At 69.0% G+C, this 20,285-nt stretch carries 22 protein-coding genes; 9 read left to right on the top strand and 13 right to left on the bottom strand.

Annotation, left to right across the window (positions count from 1 at the left end):
- Positions 1 to 58: 58 nt before the first annotated feature.
- Positions 59 to 1,078 (bottom strand): phosphoribosylaminoimidazolesuccinocarboxamide synthase, encoded by a 1,020-nt coding sequence (locus tag IEV64_RS03420; protein ID WP_188423147.1) that lies wholly within the window; start codon positions 1,076 to 1,078, stop codon positions 59 to 61.
- Positions 1,079 to 1,216: 138 nt separating this feature from the next.
- Here IEV64_RS03420 and IEV64_RS03415 point away from each other — a divergent pair, with 138 nt between their 5' ends.
- The gene (locus tag IEV64_RS03415; protein ID WP_007275602.1) at positions 1,217 to 1,975 is read left to right on the top strand and encodes an SIR2 family NAD-dependent protein deacylase; all 759 of its coding nucleotides are present in this window, start codon (positions 1,217 to 1,219) and stop codon (positions 1,973 to 1,975) included.
- Between the two features lie 219 nt (positions 1,976 to 2,194).
- Positions 2,195 to 4,279, top strand: a complete 2,085-nt coding sequence (locus IEV64_RS03410) for a GAF domain-containing sensor histidine kinase (protein ID WP_188423146.1) — start codon at positions 2,195 to 2,197, stop codon at positions 4,277 to 4,279.
- Positions 4,280 to 4,330: 51 nt separating this feature from the next.
- Here IEV64_RS03410 and IEV64_RS03405 read toward each other — a convergent pair whose 3' ends face one another.
- Entirely contained in the window at positions 4,331 to 4,747 is a 417-nt protein-coding gene (locus tag IEV64_RS03405; protein ID WP_007275604.1) for a DUF5518 domain-containing protein, read from the bottom strand.
- A 109-nt stretch (positions 4,748 to 4,856) separates the two neighbouring features.
- On the opposite strand from IEV64_RS03405, the gene cofH reads away from it, so the two are divergent.
- The 3 genes from cofH to IEV64_RS03390 all read left to right on the top strand — a co-directional run bounded on the left by cofH (position 4,857) and on the right by IEV64_RS03390 (position 7,512).
- Positions 4,857 to 6,224 (top strand): 7,8-didemethyl-8-hydroxy-5-deazariboflavin synthase subunit CofH, encoded by a 1,368-nt coding sequence (gene cofH, locus IEV64_RS03400; RefSeq protein ID WP_188423145.1) that lies wholly within the window; start codon positions 4,857 to 4,859, stop codon positions 6,222 to 6,224.
- Position 6,225: 1 nt separating this feature from the next.
- A complete protein-coding gene (locus IEV64_RS03395; RefSeq protein WP_188423144.1) occupies positions 6,226 to 6,774 on the top strand; it encodes a metal-dependent hydrolase in 549 nt (182 codons plus the stop codon).
- Positions 6,775 to 6,909: 135 nt separating this feature from the next.
- Positions 6,910 to 7,512, top strand: coding sequence for a hypothetical protein (locus IEV64_RS03390; RefSeq protein ID WP_007275607.1), 603 nt, complete (start codon positions 6,910 to 6,912; stop codon positions 7,510 to 7,512).
- 37 nt (positions 7,513 to 7,549) lie between these two features.
- Here the strand turns inward: IEV64_RS03390 and cofG are convergent, their stop codons facing one another.
- The 6 genes from cofG to IEV64_RS03360 form a co-directional block, all read right to left on the bottom strand.
- On the bottom strand, positions 7,550 to 8,716 hold the full coding sequence (gene cofG, locus IEV64_RS03385; RefSeq protein WP_188423143.1) for a 7,8-didemethyl-8-hydroxy-5-deazariboflavin synthase subunit CofG: 1,167 nt from the start codon (positions 8,714 to 8,716) through the stop codon (positions 7,550 to 7,552).
- A 324-nt stretch (positions 8,717 to 9,040) separates the two neighbouring features.
- Positions 9,041 to 9,661: a 2-phospho-L-lactate guanylyltransferase gene (gene cofC, locus IEV64_RS03380; protein ID WP_188423142.1), complete on the bottom strand. Its 621-nt coding sequence runs from the start codon at positions 9,659 to 9,661 to the stop codon at positions 9,041 to 9,043.
- 6 nt (positions 9,662 to 9,667) lie between these two features.
- The gene (locus tag IEV64_RS03375) at positions 9,668 to 10,462 is read right to left on the bottom strand and encodes a hypothetical protein (protein ID WP_229722453.1); all 795 of its coding nucleotides are present in this window, start codon (positions 10,460 to 10,462) and stop codon (positions 9,668 to 9,670) included.
- On the bottom strand, positions 10,431 to 11,618 hold the full coding sequence (locus tag IEV64_RS03370; protein ID WP_004969204.1) for a tubulin/FtsZ family protein: 1,188 nt from the start codon (positions 11,616 to 11,618) through the stop codon (positions 10,431 to 10,433). The genes IEV64_RS03375 and IEV64_RS03370 overlap by 32 nt, the downstream gene beginning before the upstream one ends.
- 211 nt (positions 11,619 to 11,829) lie before the next feature.
- Complete coding sequence (locus IEV64_RS03365; RefSeq protein ID WP_049920600.1) at positions 11,830 to 12,735, bottom strand: complex I NDUFA9 subunit family protein; 906 nt, start codon at positions 12,733 to 12,735, stop codon at positions 11,830 to 11,832.
- A 136-nt stretch (positions 12,736 to 12,871) separates the two neighbouring features.
- A complete protein-coding gene (locus tag IEV64_RS03360; RefSeq protein WP_007275612.1) occupies positions 12,872 to 13,117 on the bottom strand; it encodes a hypothetical protein in 246 nt (81 codons plus the stop codon).
- An 85-nt stretch (positions 13,118 to 13,202) separates the two neighbouring features.
- On the opposite strand from IEV64_RS03360, the gene tmk reads away from it, so the two are divergent.
- Complete coding sequence (gene tmk, locus IEV64_RS03355) at positions 13,203 to 13,796, top strand: dTMP kinase (RefSeq protein WP_188423141.1); 594 nt, start codon at positions 13,203 to 13,205, stop codon at positions 13,794 to 13,796.
- Between the two features lie 24 nt (positions 13,797 to 13,820).
- Here the strand turns inward: tmk and IEV64_RS03350 are convergent, their stop codons facing one another.
- Complete coding sequence (locus IEV64_RS03350) at positions 13,821 to 14,141, bottom strand: DUF7991 family protein (RefSeq protein WP_007275614.1); 321 nt, start codon at positions 14,139 to 14,141, stop codon at positions 13,821 to 13,823.
- Between the two features lie 160 nt (positions 14,142 to 14,301).
- On the opposite strand from IEV64_RS03350, the gene IEV64_RS03345 reads away from it, so the two are divergent.
- Positions 14,302 to 15,348, top strand: a complete 1,047-nt coding sequence (locus IEV64_RS03345; RefSeq protein ID WP_188423140.1) for a thiamine pyrophosphate-dependent dehydrogenase E1 component subunit alpha — start codon at positions 14,302 to 14,304, stop codon at positions 15,346 to 15,348.
- A 47-nt stretch (positions 15,349 to 15,395) separates the two neighbouring features.
- Here the strand turns inward: IEV64_RS03345 and IEV64_RS03340 are convergent, their stop codons facing one another.
- Entirely contained in the window at positions 15,396 to 15,629 is a 234-nt protein-coding gene (locus IEV64_RS03340; protein ID WP_007275616.1) for an Lrp/AsnC ligand binding domain-containing protein, read from the bottom strand.
- A 108-nt stretch (positions 15,630 to 15,737) separates the two neighbouring features.
- Between IEV64_RS03340 and IEV64_RS03335 the strand changes: the two genes are divergently transcribed.
- Both IEV64_RS03335 and IEV64_RS03330 read left to right on the top strand, forming a co-directional pair.
- Positions 15,738 to 16,421 (top strand): potassium channel family protein, encoded by a 684-nt coding sequence (locus IEV64_RS03335; protein ID WP_007275617.1) that lies wholly within the window; start codon positions 15,738 to 15,740, stop codon positions 16,419 to 16,421.
- A 2-nt stretch (positions 16,422 to 16,423) separates the two neighbouring features.
- Positions 16,424 to 16,660, top strand: a complete 237-nt coding sequence (locus tag IEV64_RS03330) for an Lrp/AsnC ligand binding domain-containing protein (protein ID WP_004969212.1) — start codon at positions 16,424 to 16,426, stop codon at positions 16,658 to 16,660.
- 73 nt (positions 16,661 to 16,733) lie between these two features.
- Here the strand turns inward: IEV64_RS03330 and IEV64_RS03325 are convergent, their stop codons facing one another.
- The 3 genes from IEV64_RS03325 to IEV64_RS03315 all read right to left on the bottom strand — a co-directional run bounded on the left by IEV64_RS03325 (position 16,734) and on the right by IEV64_RS03315 (position 20,253).
- Complete coding sequence (locus tag IEV64_RS03325; RefSeq protein ID WP_188423139.1) at positions 16,734 to 17,231, bottom strand: DUF5813 family protein; 498 nt, start codon at positions 17,229 to 17,231, stop codon at positions 16,734 to 16,736.
- 355 nt (positions 17,232 to 17,586) lie between these two features.
- Positions 17,587 to 19,959 (bottom strand): methyl-accepting chemotaxis protein, encoded by a 2,373-nt coding sequence (locus IEV64_RS03320; RefSeq protein ID WP_188423138.1) that lies wholly within the window; start codon positions 19,957 to 19,959, stop codon positions 17,587 to 17,589.
- A gap of 117 nt (positions 19,960 to 20,076) precedes the next feature.
- Positions 20,077 to 20,253: a DUF8015 family protein gene (locus IEV64_RS03315; RefSeq protein ID WP_188423137.1), complete on the bottom strand. Its 177-nt coding sequence runs from the start codon at positions 20,251 to 20,253 to the stop codon at positions 20,077 to 20,079.
- Positions 20,254 to 20,285 lie beyond the last annotated feature (32 nt).

Below are 20,285 nucleotides of genomic sequence, written 5' to 3'. Positions count from 1 at the left end.
TCGTCGGTGACGACGCGTCGTGAGAACTGGAAAAAGTGGACTCGCTCGTTCCGACCGACTACAGGTCGCGGACGCGAGCCACGGCGTCCTCGATGGCCGGCGCGTCGAACCAGTCGTGGTCGACGTAGGCGTTGGTGCCGGCGCAGTAGAGGTCCGAAAGCGCCTCGACGATGTCGGCGGGCAGGTGCTCGGGTTCGACCGCGCAGTTCTCGCGCCAGTTCGGCTCGCCCGACTCGATGGCCTCGGTCTTCGCGTCTTTCACGGCCTCGACCCACTCGGGCTGGACGCGCTTGTAGTACTGCCGGACGACCTCCTTCGAGACCTGCTGGCCGCCGTAGGAAAACCGGTTTTCGTCGAACGTGCCGACCACGTCGCCGACCTTGACGGTGCCGTCGTGGTAGAGACACTCGATTTTGCCGTCCTCGTGGTCGAAGCTGGCCTTCTCGGCGCGCTCTGTCAGCACGTGGTTCACGGCGAGCGCCAGCTCTTCGAGGCGGTCGAGGTCGACTTTTCCGGCGATGTCGTCGGCTTCCTCCCGGGAGAGATAGCGGTCCTGTTCTTCGTACTTCGTGGAGAACTCCACGACCGGCTCGGGGAGGGAGACGGCCTCGTCGGGCCACTCGTCGGCGTCGAGGCCGTAGTCGGCGGGCTCGCCGCGCCGCCGGAGGCTCGACCCCACGGGAACGGTGTTGCGGAAGACGATTTCCAGCGGGATGAGGTAGTTGTCGCCGGCGGCCTCGTGGTAGGCGTCGTAGTCGTACGCGCCGTCGACGTGGGGGAGGTCGGGCACCTGCGTGAGTTCGATGGCCATCTCCGTCGGCGGCGACTCGCAGTCGCCGAGCTCTTTGACCTCGCCGTCTTCGACGACGCCGAGGTAGTGGGTCGGGACGTGGTTCACGTCGAGCAGTTCGAAGTTGTACGCCCCCATGAGACAGAGGCTCGCGCCCTTGTTCGGGACGTGGTCGGGCATCTCGCCCCAGTCGAACACGGAGTAGCGGTCCGAGAAGACGAAGCGGCCCCGCCCGAGGTCGGTCGCCGTCGGCTCCTCCTCGACGCGGAAGTCCTTCACGCTGGTCATGGTCGTCCTCTGGACTCATCCCACTAAGAAGCTTCCACTTCCGTGCGTATCTCACACCGTGTCGAGACGAATCTATGCACGAATGCGCCCACCGAGCGAATCGTATCGCTTTTTCGCGGCTGTCCCGTCCGTTTGGCTATGGACGCTGCCCTCGAATCAGACGCCGCGTGGGTCGCCCGGCGACTCCGCGAGGCCGACACCGCCGTCGCCTTCACCGGCGCGGGGATGAGCACCGCCTCGGGCATCCCCGACTTCCGCGGCGACGACGGCATCTGGGAGACCGAGTTCGACCCGGCGTCGTTCCACCGCGACCGCTTCGTCAACGACCCCGGCGGCTTCTGGCGCGACCGCGTCCGCCTCCAAGAGCGCATGTTCCCCGACGGCGTCGAGCCGAACCTCGGCCACGAGGCGCTTTCGGCCCTCGAATCGCGGGGCGTCCTCGACGCGGTCGTGACGCAGAACACCGACGGCCTCCACCGCGAGGCCGGCTCGGAGCGCGTCGTCGAACTCCACGGCAACGCCGCGGAGGTCGTCTGCGAGGACTGCGGCGCGCGAACCGACGCAGACCCCGCGTTCGAGACGGTCCGCGCGGGCGACGCGCCGCCGCGGTGCGAGGACTGCGGCGGCCTGCTCAAACCCGGCGTCGTCCTGTTCGGCGAACGCCTCCCGCGGGTCGCCTACAGCGAGGCGAACCGCCTCGCCGGCGACGCCGACGTGTTCCTGTCGCTCGGGTCGTCGCTGACGGTCCACCCCGCGGCGGGTCTCGCCGGCCGGGCCGCCGAGGGCGGCTCGCTCGTCGTCGTCAACTTCGACGCGACGCAGTACGACGACCGCGCCGACCGCGTCGTTCGCGGCGACCTCGCGGCGTTCCTCCCCGAAGTCGAAAAACGAGTCTGAGCGCGACCGCGTGACTGCGCGACCGCACGACCGTTCGACCGCGCGACCGCCCCGTCAGGGGTCGGACGGCTCGGCTTGCGGTCGTCACGTCCGCGTCGGTGTCCGCGGACATCAGACCCCTATCTCACGTCGCTCGCGGAAGTAATCATTTATTTACTGTCACGAACTGCCGGTCGCACTCACCAATCAATTGATACCGGTTCCCAGTCATGTCTGTGCATGACTCGGTCACCCTCGCCGGGGACGTCGGCGGGGACGGCACCGTCCGTTCTCTTCGTCGCCCCCGACCGCACCCGGGCGGACGCCGTCGCGGCCGCGCTCGACCGCCACGACGTGTCCGTCACCGTCGAATTCGACCTCGGGACGGCCCTCGGGCACGTCGCCGACCGGACGGTCGACTGCCTCTTGATTCCCGGACAGTTCGGCCAACACACCGCCGCCGACGTGGTCGCGCTGGTCCGCGACCGCCACCCCGAGGTCCCGGTCGTCCTCCTCGGCCCCGGCGGGGCGGACGGGGGCGACGAGGGTGACGATAGCGACGAGGGCGACGATAGCGACGAGGGCGACGATAGCGACGAGGGCGACGACGACCTGCTCGCGGCCGACCCCGCCGTCTATCGCTTCTCCGACGACATCGAATCTATCTCGTACGACCGCCTCGCCGACCGCATCCGGGCGGCGGTCGCCCGCTACCGTAGCTCGCAGGCCCAGCGCACCGAACGCGACATCGTCACCCGGCTCGAACGCCGCATTCAGCGCACCGAGCGGAAGATTACGTCGCTCCACGGCGTCGCCATGCGGCTCGCGTCGGCCGGCGACGCCGACGACATCTACGCGGAGACCGTCGAGGCCGCAGAGCGCATCCTGAACCTCGACATCTGTTTCGCCTTCGAGGCCGAGGCCGAGCGGTTCGTCCCGAAGGCGCAGTCGTCGACGCCGACGGCCCGCGCCCTCCGGCCGGTTCCGAAAGACGCCGGCGCGATGGGCGAGACGTTCCGCACCGGCGAGTCCCACCGCGCGGTCGACATGGAACTCCACGCGTTCGGCCGCCCCGAGTTCGGCGACTACCGCTCCGGCCTCAGCGTCGCCATCGGTTCGTTCGGCGTCTTTCAGGCAGTCTCAGAGCAGACCGGCGCGTTCGACGAAATCGACCTCGAACTCGCGGAGCTCCTCGTCGCCCACACGAACGCGGCCCTCCAGCGGCTCAGCTTCGAGCGCCGGCTTCGGGTCGAACGCGACCAGTACGCCGCCCTGTTCGAGAACAGCGCCGACTGCATCATCGACTCGGAGTTCGTCGACGGCGAGTCCGTCATCCGCGCGGTGAACCCGGCGTTCGAGGCCACGTTCGGCTACGACGAATCCGAGGTCGTCGGCCGCGCCATCGACGACGTGGTCGCGCCGGACGACCGTCTCGACGAGGCCGCGAAGCTCACCGAGATGGTCCGCGCCGGCGACTTCGTCCAGACGGAGGTGCGCAGACGGACCGCCAACGGCGAGCGGGACTTCCTCCTCCGGTCGGTCCCGGTCGGCGAGAACACGATATACGCGGTGTACACGGACATCACGGCGCGCCGGGACATCGAACGCGAGATGGAAGCCCAGAACCGCCGGCTCGACGAGTTCACGAGCGTCGTCTCCCACGACCTGCGCAACCCGCTTTCGGTCGCCACGGGCCACCTCGACCTCGCCCGCGAGAACGTCGATAACGACCATCTTGAGGCGGTGGCGCGGGCGCACGACCGGATGAACGCGCTGACGGAGGAACTGCTCGTCCTCGCGCGGCAGGGCACCGACGCGTTCGCCACGACGACCGTGTCCCTCGCCGAGACCGCAGAGCGGTGCTGGGAGAACGTCGAGACCGAGGGCGCGACGCTCGTCGTCGCGTCCGACCGGACTATCGTCGCCGACGCGGGCCGGCTCCATCAACTGTTCGAGAACCTGATGCGGAACTCCGCCGAACACGGTTCTACAGGCAACCAGACCGGGTCCGACAACGCCGTCGAGCACGGCTCGCCGGAAGCGTCCGAACCGACCGACGGCGGCGACGACACGGGCGGCCCCCTCACCGTCACCGTCGGCGCGCTCGACGGCGGGTTCTACGTCGAAGACGACGGCGCGGGCGTCCCGCCCGAGCTCCGGTCGCGCATCTTCGACACCGGCTTTTCGACCGGCACCGCCGGCATCGGCTTCGGGCTGACAATCGTCTCGAACGTCGCCGACGCCCACGGCTGGACGGTCTCGGTCGGGGAGAGCGACGCGGGCGGCGCTCGCTTCGAGTTCACCGGCGTCGAGTCCGAGCCCTGAGCGCCGGGTCGGCGAGTCGGTAAGCGGGGCGGCGAGTCGGTGGGGGCCCGCTCAGGCGAACTCCTCGTGGAGGTACGCGCCGAGATAGCCGCCGAGCGCGCCGAGGCCGACGGTGTAGACGAGGAGCACGGCGAGGAAGAACAGCGCGACGACGGCGATGCCGAGGACGCCGAGGCCGAACCCGCGCGGGCCGACGCCGATAGCGAAGACGCTGAAGAAACCGAGGACGACGACGCCGAGGACGACGCCGACGAGGCTCACGAACAGCCCCGAGACGGCTCCGGACTTCACGCCGAGTTCGCGGTCGCTCCCGGTGAGATAGCCGGCGACCGCGCCGCCCAGAACGGTCGACCCCGGAAGCGGCGAGAGGACGACGCTGGCGACCGCGCCGACGAGCGCCGAAAACAGCAGGCTTTCGCGGTCGTCGCGGAGAGCGGACTCGGTTTCCGAAGACGGGGTGTGTTCCATGCCCGACACAACACGGCCGGACGGCCTAACGCTTTCTCCGCCGCGGCGTCCCGCGGTCGGAGTTCCGGTACCGCCCCGTTTTTACGACCGTGGCGCGTTTCAAACGAGCATGACCGGTGCCGCCCACGACTTCGGGTTCGACCACGTCCCGGAGACAGACCAGTCGTTCGAGAACGCCTTGGCGAAGGCGCGAGCGGGCGAGCGCCTCACGGTCGACGACGGCGTCGAACTCATCACGACGGGGACCGACCGCGAGGGAATCGACGCCGAACGCAAGGAACTCGTGCTCGAAGCCGCCGACCGCCGGCGCGCCGAGATGGTCGGAAACGACGTGACGTTCGTCGCCAACCTCAACAACAACGTGACGACGGCCTGCAACACCGGCTGTCTGTTCTGTAACTTCAAGAACACCGCCCACCTGTTCGAAGCCGACTCCGACGCCGACCACGGCGGGTTCACGAAGACGCCCGCCGAGTCCCGCGACATCGTCGCCGACGCGGTCGAGATGGGCGTCTACGAGGTCACGTCCGTCTCCGGCCTCCACCCCGCGCTCGTGCTCGACGGGGAACACCGCGAGATTCTCGAAGCCTACGACAACCCCGCCGCAGAGGTGAACTACAAGCCGCCCGAGGCGTACGACACCGACCCCGCGAGCTACGCCGAACAGCTTTCCGCCATGTCGGTCGACGGCGCGCACGTCCACTCGATGACGCCCGAGGAGGCCCACCACGCCAAACGCGGCACCGACTGGAGCTACGAGGAGGTCTACCGTCGCCTCGCCGACGCCGGCCTCGCCAGCGCGCCCGGCACCGCCGCGGAGATTCTCGTCCCCGAGGTGCGCGAGGTCATCTGCCCCGGCAAAATCGGCACCGACGAGTGGGTCGCCGGAATGGAGGGCGCGATGCAAGCCGGCCTCGACGTGACGGCGACCATCATGTACGGCCACGTCGAGACCGAGAAACACCGCGTGCTCCACCTCGACGTGATTCGCGACCTACAGGACCGCTACGGCGGCATCACCGAGTTCGTCCCGCTGTCGTTCATCCACCAGAACACGCCGCTGTACGACCGCGGCCTCGTGACCGGCGGCGCGTCCGACGACGAGGACGAACTGATGGTCGCCGTCGCGCGGCTCTACCTCGACAACGTCGACCACATCCAGTCGTCGTGGGTGAAGTTCGGGAACGCGAAGGCGCTGAAGCTCCTCAACTGCGGCGCGGACGACCTGATGGGTACGATTCTCTCCGAGGAGATAACGAAGCGCGCCGGCGGCGGCTTCGGCGAGTTCCGCTCGTTCGACGACTACGTCGACATGATAACCGCCATCGGCCGCCGGCCGGTCGAGCGTTCGACCGACTACCGGACCCGCCGGCCTCTCGACCCCGACGACGGCCCGCACGGCCCGACGCTCGGCCCGCGCGCCGACGGAACGCCGCTCCTCGACGGCCGTCGAGACCCGGCGACCGCCGACGATTGAGATGATGGTGACCACCCACGCGGCCGCGGGGCTGACAATCGCCGCGTCGCTGGTCTGGGTCGCGCCCGACCTCGCCACCGCCGCGGCCGTCGGCGCGCTCGCCGGCGGCGTCTTCCCCGACGTGGACCTCTTCGTCGGCGTCCACCGCAAGACGCTCCACTTCCCCGTCTACTACAGCGTCGCCGCCGCGGTGTTCGGGGCCGTCGCCGTCGCATCCCCCTCGGCGCTCACCGTCGCGACCGCCTTCTTCTTCCTCTCGGCGGGGCTCCACTCCGCGTCCGACTGGCTCGGCGCGGGCGGCGAGCTCCGGCCGTGGGACCGGACCTCCGACCGCGCGGTGTACGTCCACCCGACGGGGCGGTGGCTCCGCCCCCGCTATCTCGTCCGCTACGACGGCGCGCCCGAGGACCTCGCGCTGACGCTCCTGTTCGCCGTCCCCGGGTTTCTCGTCTTCTCCGGCGGCGTCCGCGTCGCCGTCGCGGTCGGCGTCGCCGTCGCGCTGTTCTACACCGGCTTCAGAAAGCGGATGCCCGAGTGGTTCGGCATCTGAGGCGCGGCGTCTGCGAGGACGACCGCGCCCGCGGGCGTTCGACTCGACCACGAAACTCATACGTCTCGGTCGCCGAGTAGGCGAAGCGATGACGACTCGACGGAACCGGCCGACGCTGGCGGTGGTCGACCCGTGATGGCCCCGACGCACGTGGCGATGAGCCTCGCGCTCGCCGCCGCCGTCGCGGTCGTCGCCCCCGCGGCCGCGCCGCTCGTCGTCGCGGCGGCGCTCGTCGGCGGCGTCTTCCCCGACCTCGACATGGTCGTCGGCGTCCACCGCAAGACGCTCCATCAGGTCGAGGCGTTCGTCGTCGGTTCGGTCGGAGCGGTCGCAGTCGCGGTCGTCACGGGGGACCCGCTGGCCGCGGCCGCGGCGACCGGGTTCGTCGCGGCGGCGCTCCACTGCGCGGCCGACTACCTCGGCGGCAGTAGCGAGGCCCGCCCGTGGGAGGCCCGAACCGACCGCGGCGTCTACGTCCGCAGTCTCGGCGGCTGGGTCGAACCCCGACGCCTCGCCGCCTACGACGGCTCGCCCGGCGACCTCGCGCTCGCCGCGGCGCTGTCGGTGCCGGGGTTCCTGACGCTCGGCGACGGCCCGCGGGGGATTCTCCTCGCCAGCCTCGCCGTCGGCGTCGCCTACACGCTCGTCAGAAAGCGCGTGCCACAGCTCTCGGGGCGCGCGCCCGCCGTGACCGCCGCGGTCGTCGCGCTCTACTCAGTTCTCGTTCGTCGTCGGTAGAAAACGACGTCAACGGTCGACCGACGCGGCGTCGCTCTCACCGCGGAATCGACAGCGGGCCGTCGCCGCGGGCGACGTTTCGGAACCGCCGGCCGTGAACGTCGTCGGCTTCCAGCCGGTCGGTAATCGGGTCGCGGAGCCACTCGCGGTCCGGCGCTGTCGCGAGTCGGTCGCCGGTCTCTCCCCTCGGACCGCCAGCCCCGCTCGGCAGGAACCGCTCGTAGACCGGCAGTCGCTCGCGGAGCGGGACGCCCGCCTCGTCGGCGATGTCGGCGAGTTCTCGGAGCGCGGGCCACTCGTAGTCGGGGTTGACGTAGTCGTCCGTGACCGGCGAGACGCCGCCGAGGTCGTCGACGCCGCAGGCCACGAGGTCGGCCGCCGCCGAGAGGTTCGGCGGCACCTGTACCGACACCTCCTCGGGGAGCGCGACCCGCGCCATCGCCACGACCCGGCGCATCGTGTCGAGCGACGGGCGCTCGTAGTCCGACCGCTCGTTGGGGACGACGTTCTGGACGATGACCTCCTGTATGTGGCCGTAGCGCTCGTGGAGCGCGCGGATGGCGAGCAGGCTCTCGGCGCGGTCGCGCCACGTCTCGCCGATGCCGACGAGGATGCCCGTCGTGAAGGGGACGCCAACCTCGCCCGCGGCGCGGATGGTGTTGAGCCGCTGGCCCGGCGTCTTCCGGCGGTTCCCCGAGTGGGCGGGCACGTCGGCGGTCGTCTCCAGCATCACGCCCATGCTGGCGTTCAGGGGCACGAGGTCGGCGAACTCCTCGCGGGTCAGGTCGCCGGGGTTCGAATGCGGTAGGAGGCCCTCGTCGAGCGCGACCTCGCACGCCGCCGCGAGATAGTCGAGGATGTCGTCGTAGCCCCACTCGTCGAGTTGGCGATGAATCGCCGTGTAGCGCTCGTCGGGGGCGTCGCCGAAGGTGAAAAGCGCCTCCGTACAGCCGGCGTCCGCGCCCGTGCGGACCGTCTCGCGGACCTCGTCGAGGGACATGAGCGTCGCCTCGCCGGGCACGTCGTAGTAGGTGCAGTAGGTGCAGGTGTACCGGCAGGCGGTCGTCAGCGGGACGAAGACGTTCCGTGAGAACGAAAGCGACGCCGGCGCGTCGGCGTCGCCGGGGGTGACGGCGAGCAGTCGCTCCACGTCGGCGTCGTCGATAGTCAGGTCGACTCCGTACTCGTCGGCACCCGGGAACATACCTCCCGCTGTGTGACGAACCACTAAAAGCGTGTCACTCGCGGCCGATACGGTAGGGGTTCGAGACTGCGGCGGCAGAACGGAAGTCGAGCTCGGGGCCGGATAGTTGGTGCCAGACACGTCTCCGACCCGTCCGAAGCGCCCTCAGGCGCTCGTCCCGAGTTGGTTGCGAGTGTGGCTCGCGTCGTCGTCGCGACGTTCGGACTCCACTTCGACCCCCCGCGCCGTCTTCGCGACGCGGAGCGCGCGGCGCACGTTGCCTCAGTTCCCGCCGGGCAGACGGACAACCGCGCTAGCCAATGTTTATCGTGGCCCGTTAAGGTTCTATCGGCGACTGCGGACGGCTTCGACCCGGCCCGACCCGCGTTCGAGTCTGACGCCGGCGTCGACCAGCCACTCGCGGGCGCGGCCCTCGCCGTGGACGAGTACCTCGACGAGGTCGCTCGGCTCGTCCACGTCGACGGCGAGCCGCATCGAATCCACCTCGGCGAACGAACAGCCGGCTTCGCGGGCGATTCGCCGGTGGTCGAGGATGGACGCGCCGTGGTAGTCCACGGAGAACTTCGGGTCGCGGACGACGAGCGCGTTCGTGCCGCCGCCGAGACCGGGCGCGGCGACCACGTCGCCGTCAGTTTCGAACAGCCGCGCGAGCGCCGCGGGCGTCGCGAGCGCGAGGTCGGCCATGACGACCGCGACGGGGTCGCCGCCGAGTCCGTCGAGTTCGTCGCCGACGACCGCCGTGAGCGGCCGGTCGTCCACGGTAACGGGTGCCCCGACCGAGACGGGCGCGTCCGCGACGACCGCGGGGTCGCCGCCGGCCGCGCGGACCGCGTCGAGCACGTCCCGGAGCATCGAGACCGCGAACTCGCGTCGCTCGTCGGCGTCGAAAAATGAGGCGAGTCGGGTTTTCGGCTCGCGTCCCCCGAAGGGAACGACGACTCGCACGGAGAATCAGCCCAGTTTGTCGTAGGTCGACTGCTGGGACCGCCAGTAGAGGAACCCGCCGACGATGAGCGCGACGACGAGCAGGCCACCCGCCGCGTAGATGAGCAGTTGGGTCGTCTGACTCGACTGCCGGGCCTGATTCGCGCTCGTCTCCGCCTCGTTGGCGAGGTTCGTCGCGAGGTTGAACTCCTCGCCGTTGTACGCTTCGACGGCGTTGTTGAACGTCTGCTGGGCTTGTTGCGTGTTGGCCCCACTCGCACGCTGAATCGCGTCCCGCGCGCTGTCGAGTTCGTCGCGCGCGGCGGCGCTTTCTTCGGTGTAGTGGTGGACCGTCCACGAGTCGATATCGTTACTGGAGCCGCCTTCGCGGGTCTGGTCGAGCGAGATCATCGTGAACGTCTGTGCGGGGTCGTAGCTGTACGACTCCACCTCGGGAACGATTCCCGTCACGGTGACCTCCACTTCGCTCGTCCCGTCGGCAGTGGCGATTTCCGCGCCGCTGAAGTTCTGCCCGTCGAAGGACTGCTGGTCGACTCTCGCGCCCGTCTGGTCGTAGTACGCGACGGTCCACGTCACGTCCTCCAGGTCGGTCTGGCCCGCGAGCGTCCACGATTCGAGTTGCGGGCTCCGGTACAGCTCTTCGAGGGTGACCGACGCGGTCACCTGCGTACCGACCTGCGCCTCGTCGGGGACGTCGTCGGACGCGACGCTCACCGCCCCTGCCTGCCCCGCGAAGGCCGACAGGAGTACGACGAGCGCGAGCGCCAGCTTAGAAAAGCGACTCCAGTTCGTCCTCGTCATCGTTTATGAGGGTCTCCAGATTCGAATCACTCTCTTGGCGGATCTCTTCGATGTTGTCCTGTGCTTCGATGGCGACCTGTTGCAGTTCCTTGATGCGCGGGACGTTCGTCACGCCCGACAGGAGGATGACACTCGCCACCTTCTCCGCGCCCGGGATGGGGTAGTCGCCGCCGCGAACTTCCATGGAACCGGTCTGCTCCTCGATCCACTTCCGCCCGCGCTCTATGCCTTTCCGGTTCAGATGCTCCGGCGGACCAGCGAGAACGAGCAGTGCGCGCTCCGCGCCTTCGATCTCACACGGGAGCGTGAGTCGACCGAGCGCGGCCTTGCGGACGAGGCTCGTGATTCGATTGGTCGTGTGCGCCGTGTCGAGGTTGTCGTCGGGCTCGTCGCCGCCCGTCAGCCGAGACAGGAGGCCGCCGCCCTTGTTCTTCCGCGGTTCGACGCCCTCGGAGGCGTAGCCGACGGTCGAGACGCCGCCGCCGGCCAGCGTGTTGATGATCTCCGAGGAGTCGACGACGGACTCCGCGACTTCCTGTCCGTCCTGGACCTCGCCGGCTCCGAAGAGCACGCCGAATCGGTTGACGATTTCCGCGTTGATCTCGTCGTATCCCCCCTGGACCGACTCGCCGGTCTTCCGCCAGGCGTCGTTGTCGAACACGAGGAGGTTGTCGACCTCGCGGACGAACGTCTGGAAGGAGCGCGCGGCGTTGAGCGTGTAGATACCGCCCTCGTCGGACCCCGGCAGGATACCGATCCCGTAGACGGGCTCGGTGTAGATGCGCTTGAGGTGTTTCGCGAGGACCGGCGCGCCGCCGGAGCCGGTGCCGCCACCGAGCCCGGACACGACGAGGAAGGCGTCGACTTCGTGGACGGGGATGCTGTCGATGGCACCCTGTACCTCGTCGATGTCCTCCTCGGCGATTTCGGCACCGAGTTCGTTGTCCGCACCGACGCCGTGTCCCTTCACGCGGGATTGGCCGATGAGGACGCGCTGGTCCTTCGGGATGTTCTTCAGTCCGAGCAAGTCAGCCTTCGCGGAGTTCACCGCGACCGCCGCGCGGACGATTCCCGCGTTGCGTTCCCGGTCGTACTCGACAAACTTGTCGACTACTTTTCCCCCGGCTTGCCCGAATCCGATCATTGCGAGCTTCATAGGTTCAGTCCCCTCGCCATTGCGTGAATTGCAGTACGAACGCGGACATAAGCGTTGTGATGGGGAAGTGTATTTCCAGCATCAGATTATCGGCGAAAAACGGCGACTCGAAACCGGTGTTAATCGGACGTTATCCCCGGAGAGCGTCTCATACCGGCGAAATGGGGCGCAGTTCACGACCGCTTAACTTCGGAAAACGGTTGGAGCGCCGTCAGTTTCGCTCGGCGAGATACGTGCCGAGCGTCTTCATCGACGACACGTCGACGCCGAAGACGCCCACGTCGTTCCGGTCGGTCGTGTTGTCGAACTGGAGCGAGCGGTACTGGTCTTTCCCCATCGGGAAGCCGGGGACCGCCCCCAGAACGGTCAGGCCGACGCCCGCGAGACCCATCGGGAGCGGGACGATGGTGATGGACCTGTTCTCGGCGTCGTACACCATCTCCGTGATCTCGCGGAGCGTGAGCTTTTCCGGCCCGCCGATGCGGTAGGTCTCGCCGACGTGTTCGTCGCCCTCGACGGCGTCGGCGAGCATCGGCACGAGGTCGCCGACCCAGATGGGCTGGAACCGCGTCTTCCCGTTGCCGGGAAGCGGGTACAGCGGGACGCCGGGCGCGAACATCCCCTTGAGCCGCTTCGTGAAGGAGACGAACTCGCCGCCGTCGCCGAAGACGACCGAGGGACGGAAGATGACCCAGTCGAGGCCCGACGACTTGACCGCCCCCTCGGCTTTCCCCTTCGAGCGGATGTAGGCCGTGTCGCCGTCGGTGTCGGCCCCGAGCGCGCTCATCTGGACGAGTCGGGGCACGTCGTGGGCCTCGGCGGCCTTCACGACGTTTTCGGTCCCCTGCCAGTGGACGATGTCGTGCATCCGGTTGCCGCCGCTCGGCTCGAACAGCGGCGAGAGCGCGACGAGGTTGACGACCGCGTCCTTCCCCTCGAACGCGCCCGCGATGGAGTCGTAGTCCGTCACGTCCCCCATCGCCTTCTCGACGCCGTCGGGGAGGTCCTCGCTGTTCGGACTCCGCGACATCGCGGTCACGCTGTGGCCCCGCGACTGCAGTTCGCGGCAGAGGTGGCTCCCGATGAATCCGCTTCCGCCGACAACAAGGACTTTCATGCCGTAATATTCGGCGGAATGAGGGTAAAGCTAACGGGGGAATGAGGTCGATTTCGCCGGCGAACGCTCAGATGCGAAAGACGTTCTCGCGCTCGGCCGCGGTCCGCATCCGCACCGCCCGCGACTGCGACCGCGCTCAGAACAGCACCGAGGGCGCGACCGACCCGTCCGTGCGTTTCACCATCCGACCGATTCGGTCGTAGACGACGAGCTCCTCGGCCGCCGCGGGGCACTCGTCGGGCGCGTCGTTCGGGTGGTCGACCTCCGACTGCTTCGTCGCGAACGCCGGGTCGGTCGGGGACGCCCGCTCGTCGAAGCGGACGACGCTGTACTGTTTGTCCCTCGGTCGGAGGTCGTCCCACCGCTCGCAGGTGGGTGCCACTACGCTGTATATCGGTCCGCGTTGACATTATCGTTGTGGCGGCGCGCTTCGGCGCGCTTTTTCCGGAGCGCCGAGTTGGTAGGGTATGCTCGTCACGCTCGAAGGGCTCGACGGGAGCGGGAAGACGACCGTCTGGGAGGCGCTCCACGACGCGTACCCCGACGCCGTCTTCACGCGCGAGCCCACGTCGGACTCGTGGTACGGAGAGGCTGTCAACCGCGCCATCGACGACGACGACGCCGACCCGCTGGCCACGCTATTCCTCTTTACCGCCGACCACGCCGACCACCTCTCGCGGGTCGTCCGGCCCGCCCTCGCCGACGGGGACCTCGTCGTCTCCGACCGCTACTCCGACTCGCGGTACGCCTATCAGGCGGCCGCGCTCAGCGACAGCGACCTCCGCCGCCCGATGGAGTACATCATGGGTATCCACGCGGCCTTCACTCGCCCCCCGGACAAGACCATCTACCTCGACGTGGACCCCGAGACGGCCGCCGCGCGGAGCGGCGCGACGAACAAGTTCGAACAGGCGGCGTACCTCGCGGACGTGCGCGCCAACTACGAGCGACTCATCGATGCCGAGCCGGAGCGGTTCGTCCGCGTCGACGCGACGCAGTCGCCCGAGGACGTGCTCGAAGCGGTCGAGGCGGCGCTCGAAGAGATTCTCGCGGAACAGTAACAGTAACTCCCGACCGCTCGCGGCTCACCGCGAGTTCGGGAGGTTCTCGTACTCCTCCGGCGGCGGAACGTAGAGCGTGTCGATGGTGAAGCCGAGCGCGAGCGGCATCCCTATCATCACGCCGAGCGCCGCCGTCGGACTGCCGAGGTCGACGCCGATGCCGAAGACCCCGGAGAACACCAGCGTCGAGACGAACAGCACGAGCGGGATGAGAAACAGGGCGTACAGGACGGACCCCCACCGCGTGTTCAGCCGCAGGCGGAAAAACCGGGTCATGACCGCCGCGATGAGGGTGTGGAGGACGATGAGCGCGCCCATGAGCACGAGGTTGACCACCGAGACCATAGCCGACCTAGGGAGGCGGTGGTCTTTGGCCTGTCGCTCTCGGCGACCCGCTCGTCCGGCGTCGCCGTCGGTCGGACCGCCCGACTCGGAGCGCCTCCGACCGCCCCCGACCGCCCCGCAGACGGGTGACGTTTATCACGAAGGACCGTGACTCACCGCCATGCACCGACTCATCGCAGAGCGCGGGCTGGACGACACGGGGTTCACCGCGGACGACGCCCGCGCCGCCCTCCGCGACATGATTCGAGCGCGCCGGTTCGACGAGCGCGCACTCGCCCTCCAGCGGCGCGGGTGGATGAGCGGCTACCCGCCGTTTCGCGGGCAGGAGGCCTCCCAAATCGGGGCCGCACACGCCATGCGCGACGACGACGTGTTACTGCCGACGTATCGGTCCAACGCCCTCCAGCTCGCCCGCGGCGTCCCGCCGAGCGACATCTTCCTCTTTCGCCGCGGCCACGCTGAATACAACTCCGACCACGACGTGCCGGTGTTCCCGCAGGCGGTCCCCATCGGGAGCCAGATTCCCCACGCCGCGGGCGTCGGCATGGCCGCGAACTACCGCGGCGACGACCACGCGGCGCTGGTCTGTTTCGGCGACGGCGCGACCTCCGAGGGCGACTTCCACGAGGGACTGAACTTCGCCGGCGTCTTCGACGCGCCGGTCGTCTTCTTCTGTGAGAACAACGGCTGGGCGATTTCGCTCCCCCGCGAGCGCCAGACCGCCAGCGAGTCCATCGCGGCCAAGGCCGACGCCTACGGTATCGACGGGATGCAGGTCGACGGCAACGACCCGCTGGCGGTCAGGGAGGCCGTCGAGCGCGGCTTCGAGAAGGCCCGCGCCGGGGAGCCGGTTCTCATCGAGAGCCTCACATACCGGCAGGGCCCGCACACGACCGCCGACGACCCTTCGCGCTACCGCGACGACGAGCCGGACCTCCCCGAGTGGCGGACGCGCGACCCCCTCGACCGCTTCGAGTCGTTCTGCCGCGAGGCGGGCGTCGTCGACGACGCGGCCGTCGAGGCCATGCGCGACGACGCCGACGAGGAACTGCGCGAGGCCGTCGACGTCGCCGAGGCGACGCCCGAACCGGGGACCGACGAGCTGTTCGACAACGTCTACGCGGAACTGCCGCCGGAGCTCGCCCGCCAGCGCGAGGAACACGTCGCGTTCGTCGAGCGCAACGGCTCGTTCGACATCGAGCGCTGAGTGCGCGGTCGACTCCCGAAGTCGTCCAGGAGGCCGCGTTCGACCCCTCAGTCGTCCAAGGAGATGTACGTCTTCGTGTCGGCGACGCCCTGTAACCCCTGTACGCGGCTCGACGCCGTCTTCAGCACCTCGTAGACCGCGTCGGTGTCCACCTCGGCGATGATGTCGTACGCGCCCGCGACGATGTGGGCCTCGGCCACCGTCTCGAAGTCGCGGATGGGTCCGAGCAACTGCTCCGACTCGCCGGCTCCGGTCTTCACCATGATGAACGCGTGAACCATGCGTGAGATATTCTACCACAGTCATCAAAAGCCTTGCTTCGACCGGGGACGGCCCGCTCGCCCCAACCGGGGGAAGGTTATTTGCCTCCGCCGACATACCGTCTTATCATGCGGTTCGTTATCATTGGTGCTGGACGGGTTGGGCTGCGCACCGCTCGCGTCCTCCGCGAGGAGGGCCACGACATCGTCCTGGTGGAGTTGGACCGCGACCGGGTCAAGCGGGCCCGCGAGGCGGACTTCGACGTGGTCGAAGGCGACGGCTCCCGCGAGGAGGTGCTCGTCGACGCCGGTATCGAGGCGGCCGACGCCCTCGGCGCGCTCACCGCCGACCTCAACGTGAACTTCGCGGCCTGCATGATTGGCAAGCACTTCGGCTGTCGGACGGTGCTCCGGGTCGACGAGGACTACCGCGAGGAGGTGTACCAGAAGTACGCCAAGGAGGTGGACGTAATCGTCTACCCCGAGCGCCTCGGCGCTATCGGCGCGAAGAACGCGCTTCTCGGCGGCTCCATCCGCGCTATCGCCGACATCGCCCAACACCTGCAGGTCATCCTCGTGACGGTGACCGATGGGTCGCCGATGAACGGCTACAGCATCGAGGAGGTGGCGCTCCCGGCGAACGCCCGCATCCTCGCGTTCGGGAAGAAAGACGGCCCGATGGGTATCCCGCTTTCGGACGACTCGCTGGAGACGGGTGACCGCGTGGCCGTCCTCGCGGACTTCGGCGTGCTCGACGACGTGCGACAACTGCTCGTCGGCGACGAGGTCGCCACCGCGGCGGGGGGTGCGTGACGATGGTCTACGCCTACATCATGGTCAAGGCCGCGCCCGTCTCCGGCGGCATCGACCAGCTGAAACAGGACCTCTTGGCCGTCTCCGACGGCATCGTCAGCGCCCACATCGTCGCCGGCGACGTGGACTTCATCGTGAAAGTCGAGGTGGAGTCGCCCACCGAAGTAAAGGACATCGCCGGCGGTATCCAGTCGGTGGCGGGCATCGAAGACACCCAGACGTACATCGCGATGGACTGAGCCCGGACACGGCCAGCCCCACAAGGCCGGCCGAACCGCGCTCGAACCGAACACGCTCGAACACGCTCGTTTTTCAGAAGCCCGCGCCGGCGGCGTCTCGAGCGCTCTGGACGAGGCTCGTCACCGGTTCGCCGTAGTCGTAGCCGGGGATGATGCCCTCGACGAACGTGCCCTCGACGTAGTCGATGACCGCGCCGGCGTCGTCGACGCCGCGTCGCTCGTTGATATCGGCGAAACTCGCCCGAACGACCGCCTCGTCGCCCGCGCGCGTCACGTCGGGGTCGAGGTCGTGGTCGCCTGCGACGACGCCGCCCACGTCTTCGAGGCGGAGTTCGAACGTCTCGTACCAGCCGTCTTCGACCACGGGGGCCACGTCGTCGGCGACCGCAGAGAGCATCGGGACGCGCACCTCCACGTCGAACTCGACGCGGCCGCCGTCCTGCGCCGCGACGCCGACGGTGCCGTCGAACGGCGTCGTCACGGACTCGAAGGTTCGGTCGTCGACCGGTTCGAACGACCCGTGGTCGCCGAACGCGCGGCGGACTCGACCGGGGATGTCGTCTTCGCTCATGCCCGGACGAACGTCCCGACGGGAGAAAAGCCCGTTGCGTCGCGAGCGCCCCCGAATCGCCCGCCTGCGGCGGTTTTGGGCGAATGGCGGCACGTTTAAGTATCTCGCGGCACTCCGTTCAGGTGACGCTTCGCTTTGGAGGGCCGAAGCGTCAGCGGGGACCAATCTAGGGCGGCATTTGCCGCGCGGGCCGCTCCCGTGCGGCTGCCTATCCCTTTCTCACGAAGCTCACATCGGAGAGCGACGGCTCGCGTTTTCCCGCGCGGTCGAACGAACAACCGACCCGAGCGATAGCTGAACAGCATCGACCCGAGCAACAACTGAACAGTGACACCCCGCCGGCGACGCGGCCGCGTCAGTTCTCGCCCGGGCCGTCGCCGGTAGGTTCGCGTTCACCCGAGTCAGCTCCGTCCCCGACAGACTCGTCTCCGCCCGAGCCGTCAGTGGCGAGGTCGGCCATCGTCGGCGACGACAGCGGTTCGGAACTCGCCCCGTCCGCTGTCGCGGGCCCGTCTTCGTCGCCGATGCCGTCACGAGCCGCTTTCTCACGCACCTCGAACCGGTCGGCGAGCGCCCGGAGTTCGTCGGTCGCCGACGACAGCTCTTGCATCTGCCCGGCGACGGTGACCATCGCGTCGTTCTGCTCGTGGGCCGCGCCGGCCACGTCGGCGGCCTCGCCTCGCGTCTCGTCGGCGATGTCGGCCGCCTCGTCCGCGAGGCGCGCGACCGACTGCGCGGCCGACGCCTGCGAGGTGGTCGCCTCGTCGACGGCGGCGACGCCGTGGTCGACCTCTTCGAGTCTGTCGACCGCCTCGTCGATTGCGGCGACGCCGGACTCGACCGTCTCGGACCCGTGGGAGACGCGCTCGCGCGCGGTCCTGACGGCGGCGACCGTCTCGTCGGCCGTCGCCTCGACGGACTCGATAGACGACGCGATTTCGGTCGTCGCGTCGGCGGTCTCCTCGGCGAGCGCCTTCACCTCGTCGGCGACGACGGCGAAGCCGGCGCCGGCCTCGCCGGCGCGGGCGGCCTCGATGGAGGCGTTGAGCGCGAGTATGTTCGTCTGGTCGGCGATGTCCTCGATGAGGTCGACCACCTCGCCGATGTCCGCCACCTCGTCGCGGAGCGCTTCGACGCCCTCGGCCGCGACCGCGACGCGCTCGTCGATGTTCGCCATCTCGTCGTGGACGGCGGCGCTCGCGTCCCGGCCGGCCTCGCCGCGCTCCGACGCGTCGCCGGCGAGCGCCGCGAGTTCGTCGGCGGAGGCGGCGACCTCCTCGACCGTCGCCGAGAGGTCCTGCATCTCCGAGGAGACCTCCGTGAGGAGCGACGCCTGCTCGGCCGCGCCCTCGGAGATGTCGGCCGTCGCCAGCTCGACCCGCTCGGAGGCGGCGCTGACCTCCTCGGTGCCGGCGGTGACGCGCTCGCCCGCCGCGTCGACGGTCGCCGCGAACGACGCGACCCGTCCGATAGTCGCTTCGAGGTCGGCGAGCATCGCGTCGATACCGTCGCCGACGGCCGCCATCGCCTCGTCGGTCGGCTCGACCGACGTCCGAACCGTCAGGTCGCCCGTCGCCGCGGCGTCCATCGTCTCGCGGTAGTCGTCGGCGGCGCTCGCGAGGTCGCGGCGGGCGTCTTCGGCCGCTTCGATGCGCTCGCGCAACCCGTCGCGCATCTCGGCGAACGCCCGCGTCAGCGCCCCGAACTCGTCGACTCTCCGGGTTTCGAGGTCCACGTCGAGGTCGCCGCCGGCGAGCGCCGCCGCCTTGGCGCGGAGCCGTCGGAGCGACAGCACCGTGTTGCGGCCGATGACGACGCCGACCAGCGCGAGGCCGGCGAGGGCCACGCCGATGAGGACGGCGACGTCGCGCTCGACGACCTGCGCGACCGCGTAGGCGTTGGTCTGCGGCGCTTCCACGAGGACCGCCCAGTTCGCCCCCGAGACGGGCGCGTAAGCGACGACGTCGCCGCCGGCGTCCCCGTCGGTCTCGCGTTCGACGACGCCCGTTTCACCGCCGAGCGCGGCGTCGAGCGCGGGCGTCTCCGCTCCCTCGCGGTACGTCGTGAGGACGTTCTTTCCGTACTTGTCGAAGGCGATGACGCCCCCCTCGGTCACCACGCGCGTCTGGGAGCCTTCGACCGGTTCGCTCAGCAGTTCGGCGTGCTTCGTCGCGTCGACGACCACCATCACCGCCCCGTCCCGCCCCTCGACCGGACTGAGGAACGCGAGGCGCTCGCTCCCGCCGTAGCGGTAGACCTCCGAGACGGCCACGGCGTCGGGGTCGTCCATCGCCAACGACCCCGTCGTCCACGACAGGCCGAGGTCGGACACCGATTTGGTCTCTATCACCCCGTTGGTGCTTCGGACGATGTCGCCGTCCGACGGCCGCAGGTAGTGAATCGCCATCACCTCGTCGGGGAGCGTCTCCTTTTCGCGTTCGAGCGCCTCGTCGATGCCGTCGGGGTCGCCCGTCTGGACCGCCTCGTACTCCGAGAGCATCCGGGACGTCCGGGCGTAGCCGTCCACCCAGTTCGATAGCCCCTCTGCCTCCAGCGTGGCGACCATCTCAAGGTCGCTGTGAGTGCCGGCTCTGACTTCGGTCCCGACCACGTCCGAGACGTACAGACCGAACCCGCCCATCACCGCGGCCACGAGGAGGATAACGAACAGAAACTTCCGAAGGTAGCTCCGCCTGAGCACCGCCGGAACCAGCGTGGCGAGCTTCATGTCAGTCGGTAGCAAGCGAATGCGACGTAAAGCGTTGTCCCGCTGACTATCAGCAGTGATACTGTGAGACAAAAGGGCACCCGTCTCACGCACCGAGTTACGAGCTCCGAGAACCGGCTACAGTTCGCTCGCGGTGACGCCGAGCGCGAGGGCGGCGGCACCGGTCGCGCCGCCGCCCGCGGCCACCGACGTCGGGAGGGCGGACACGACGCCGACGACGGCCCCCACGAGGAGGCAGACGGCCATGCCGAGGAGCGCGGCGTCGAATCGCGTGATGAGGTGTCCGGGTGTCACGGCTAATTACATCTCATTATTCGAACTGTCAA

The organism is Haloferax sulfurifontis (assembly GCF_014635105.1).
GTDB lineage: Archaea > Halobacteriota > Halobacteria > Halobacteriales > Haloferacaceae > Haloferax > Haloferax denitrificans.
This window is presented reverse-complemented; position numbering and strand designations above follow the sequence as displayed.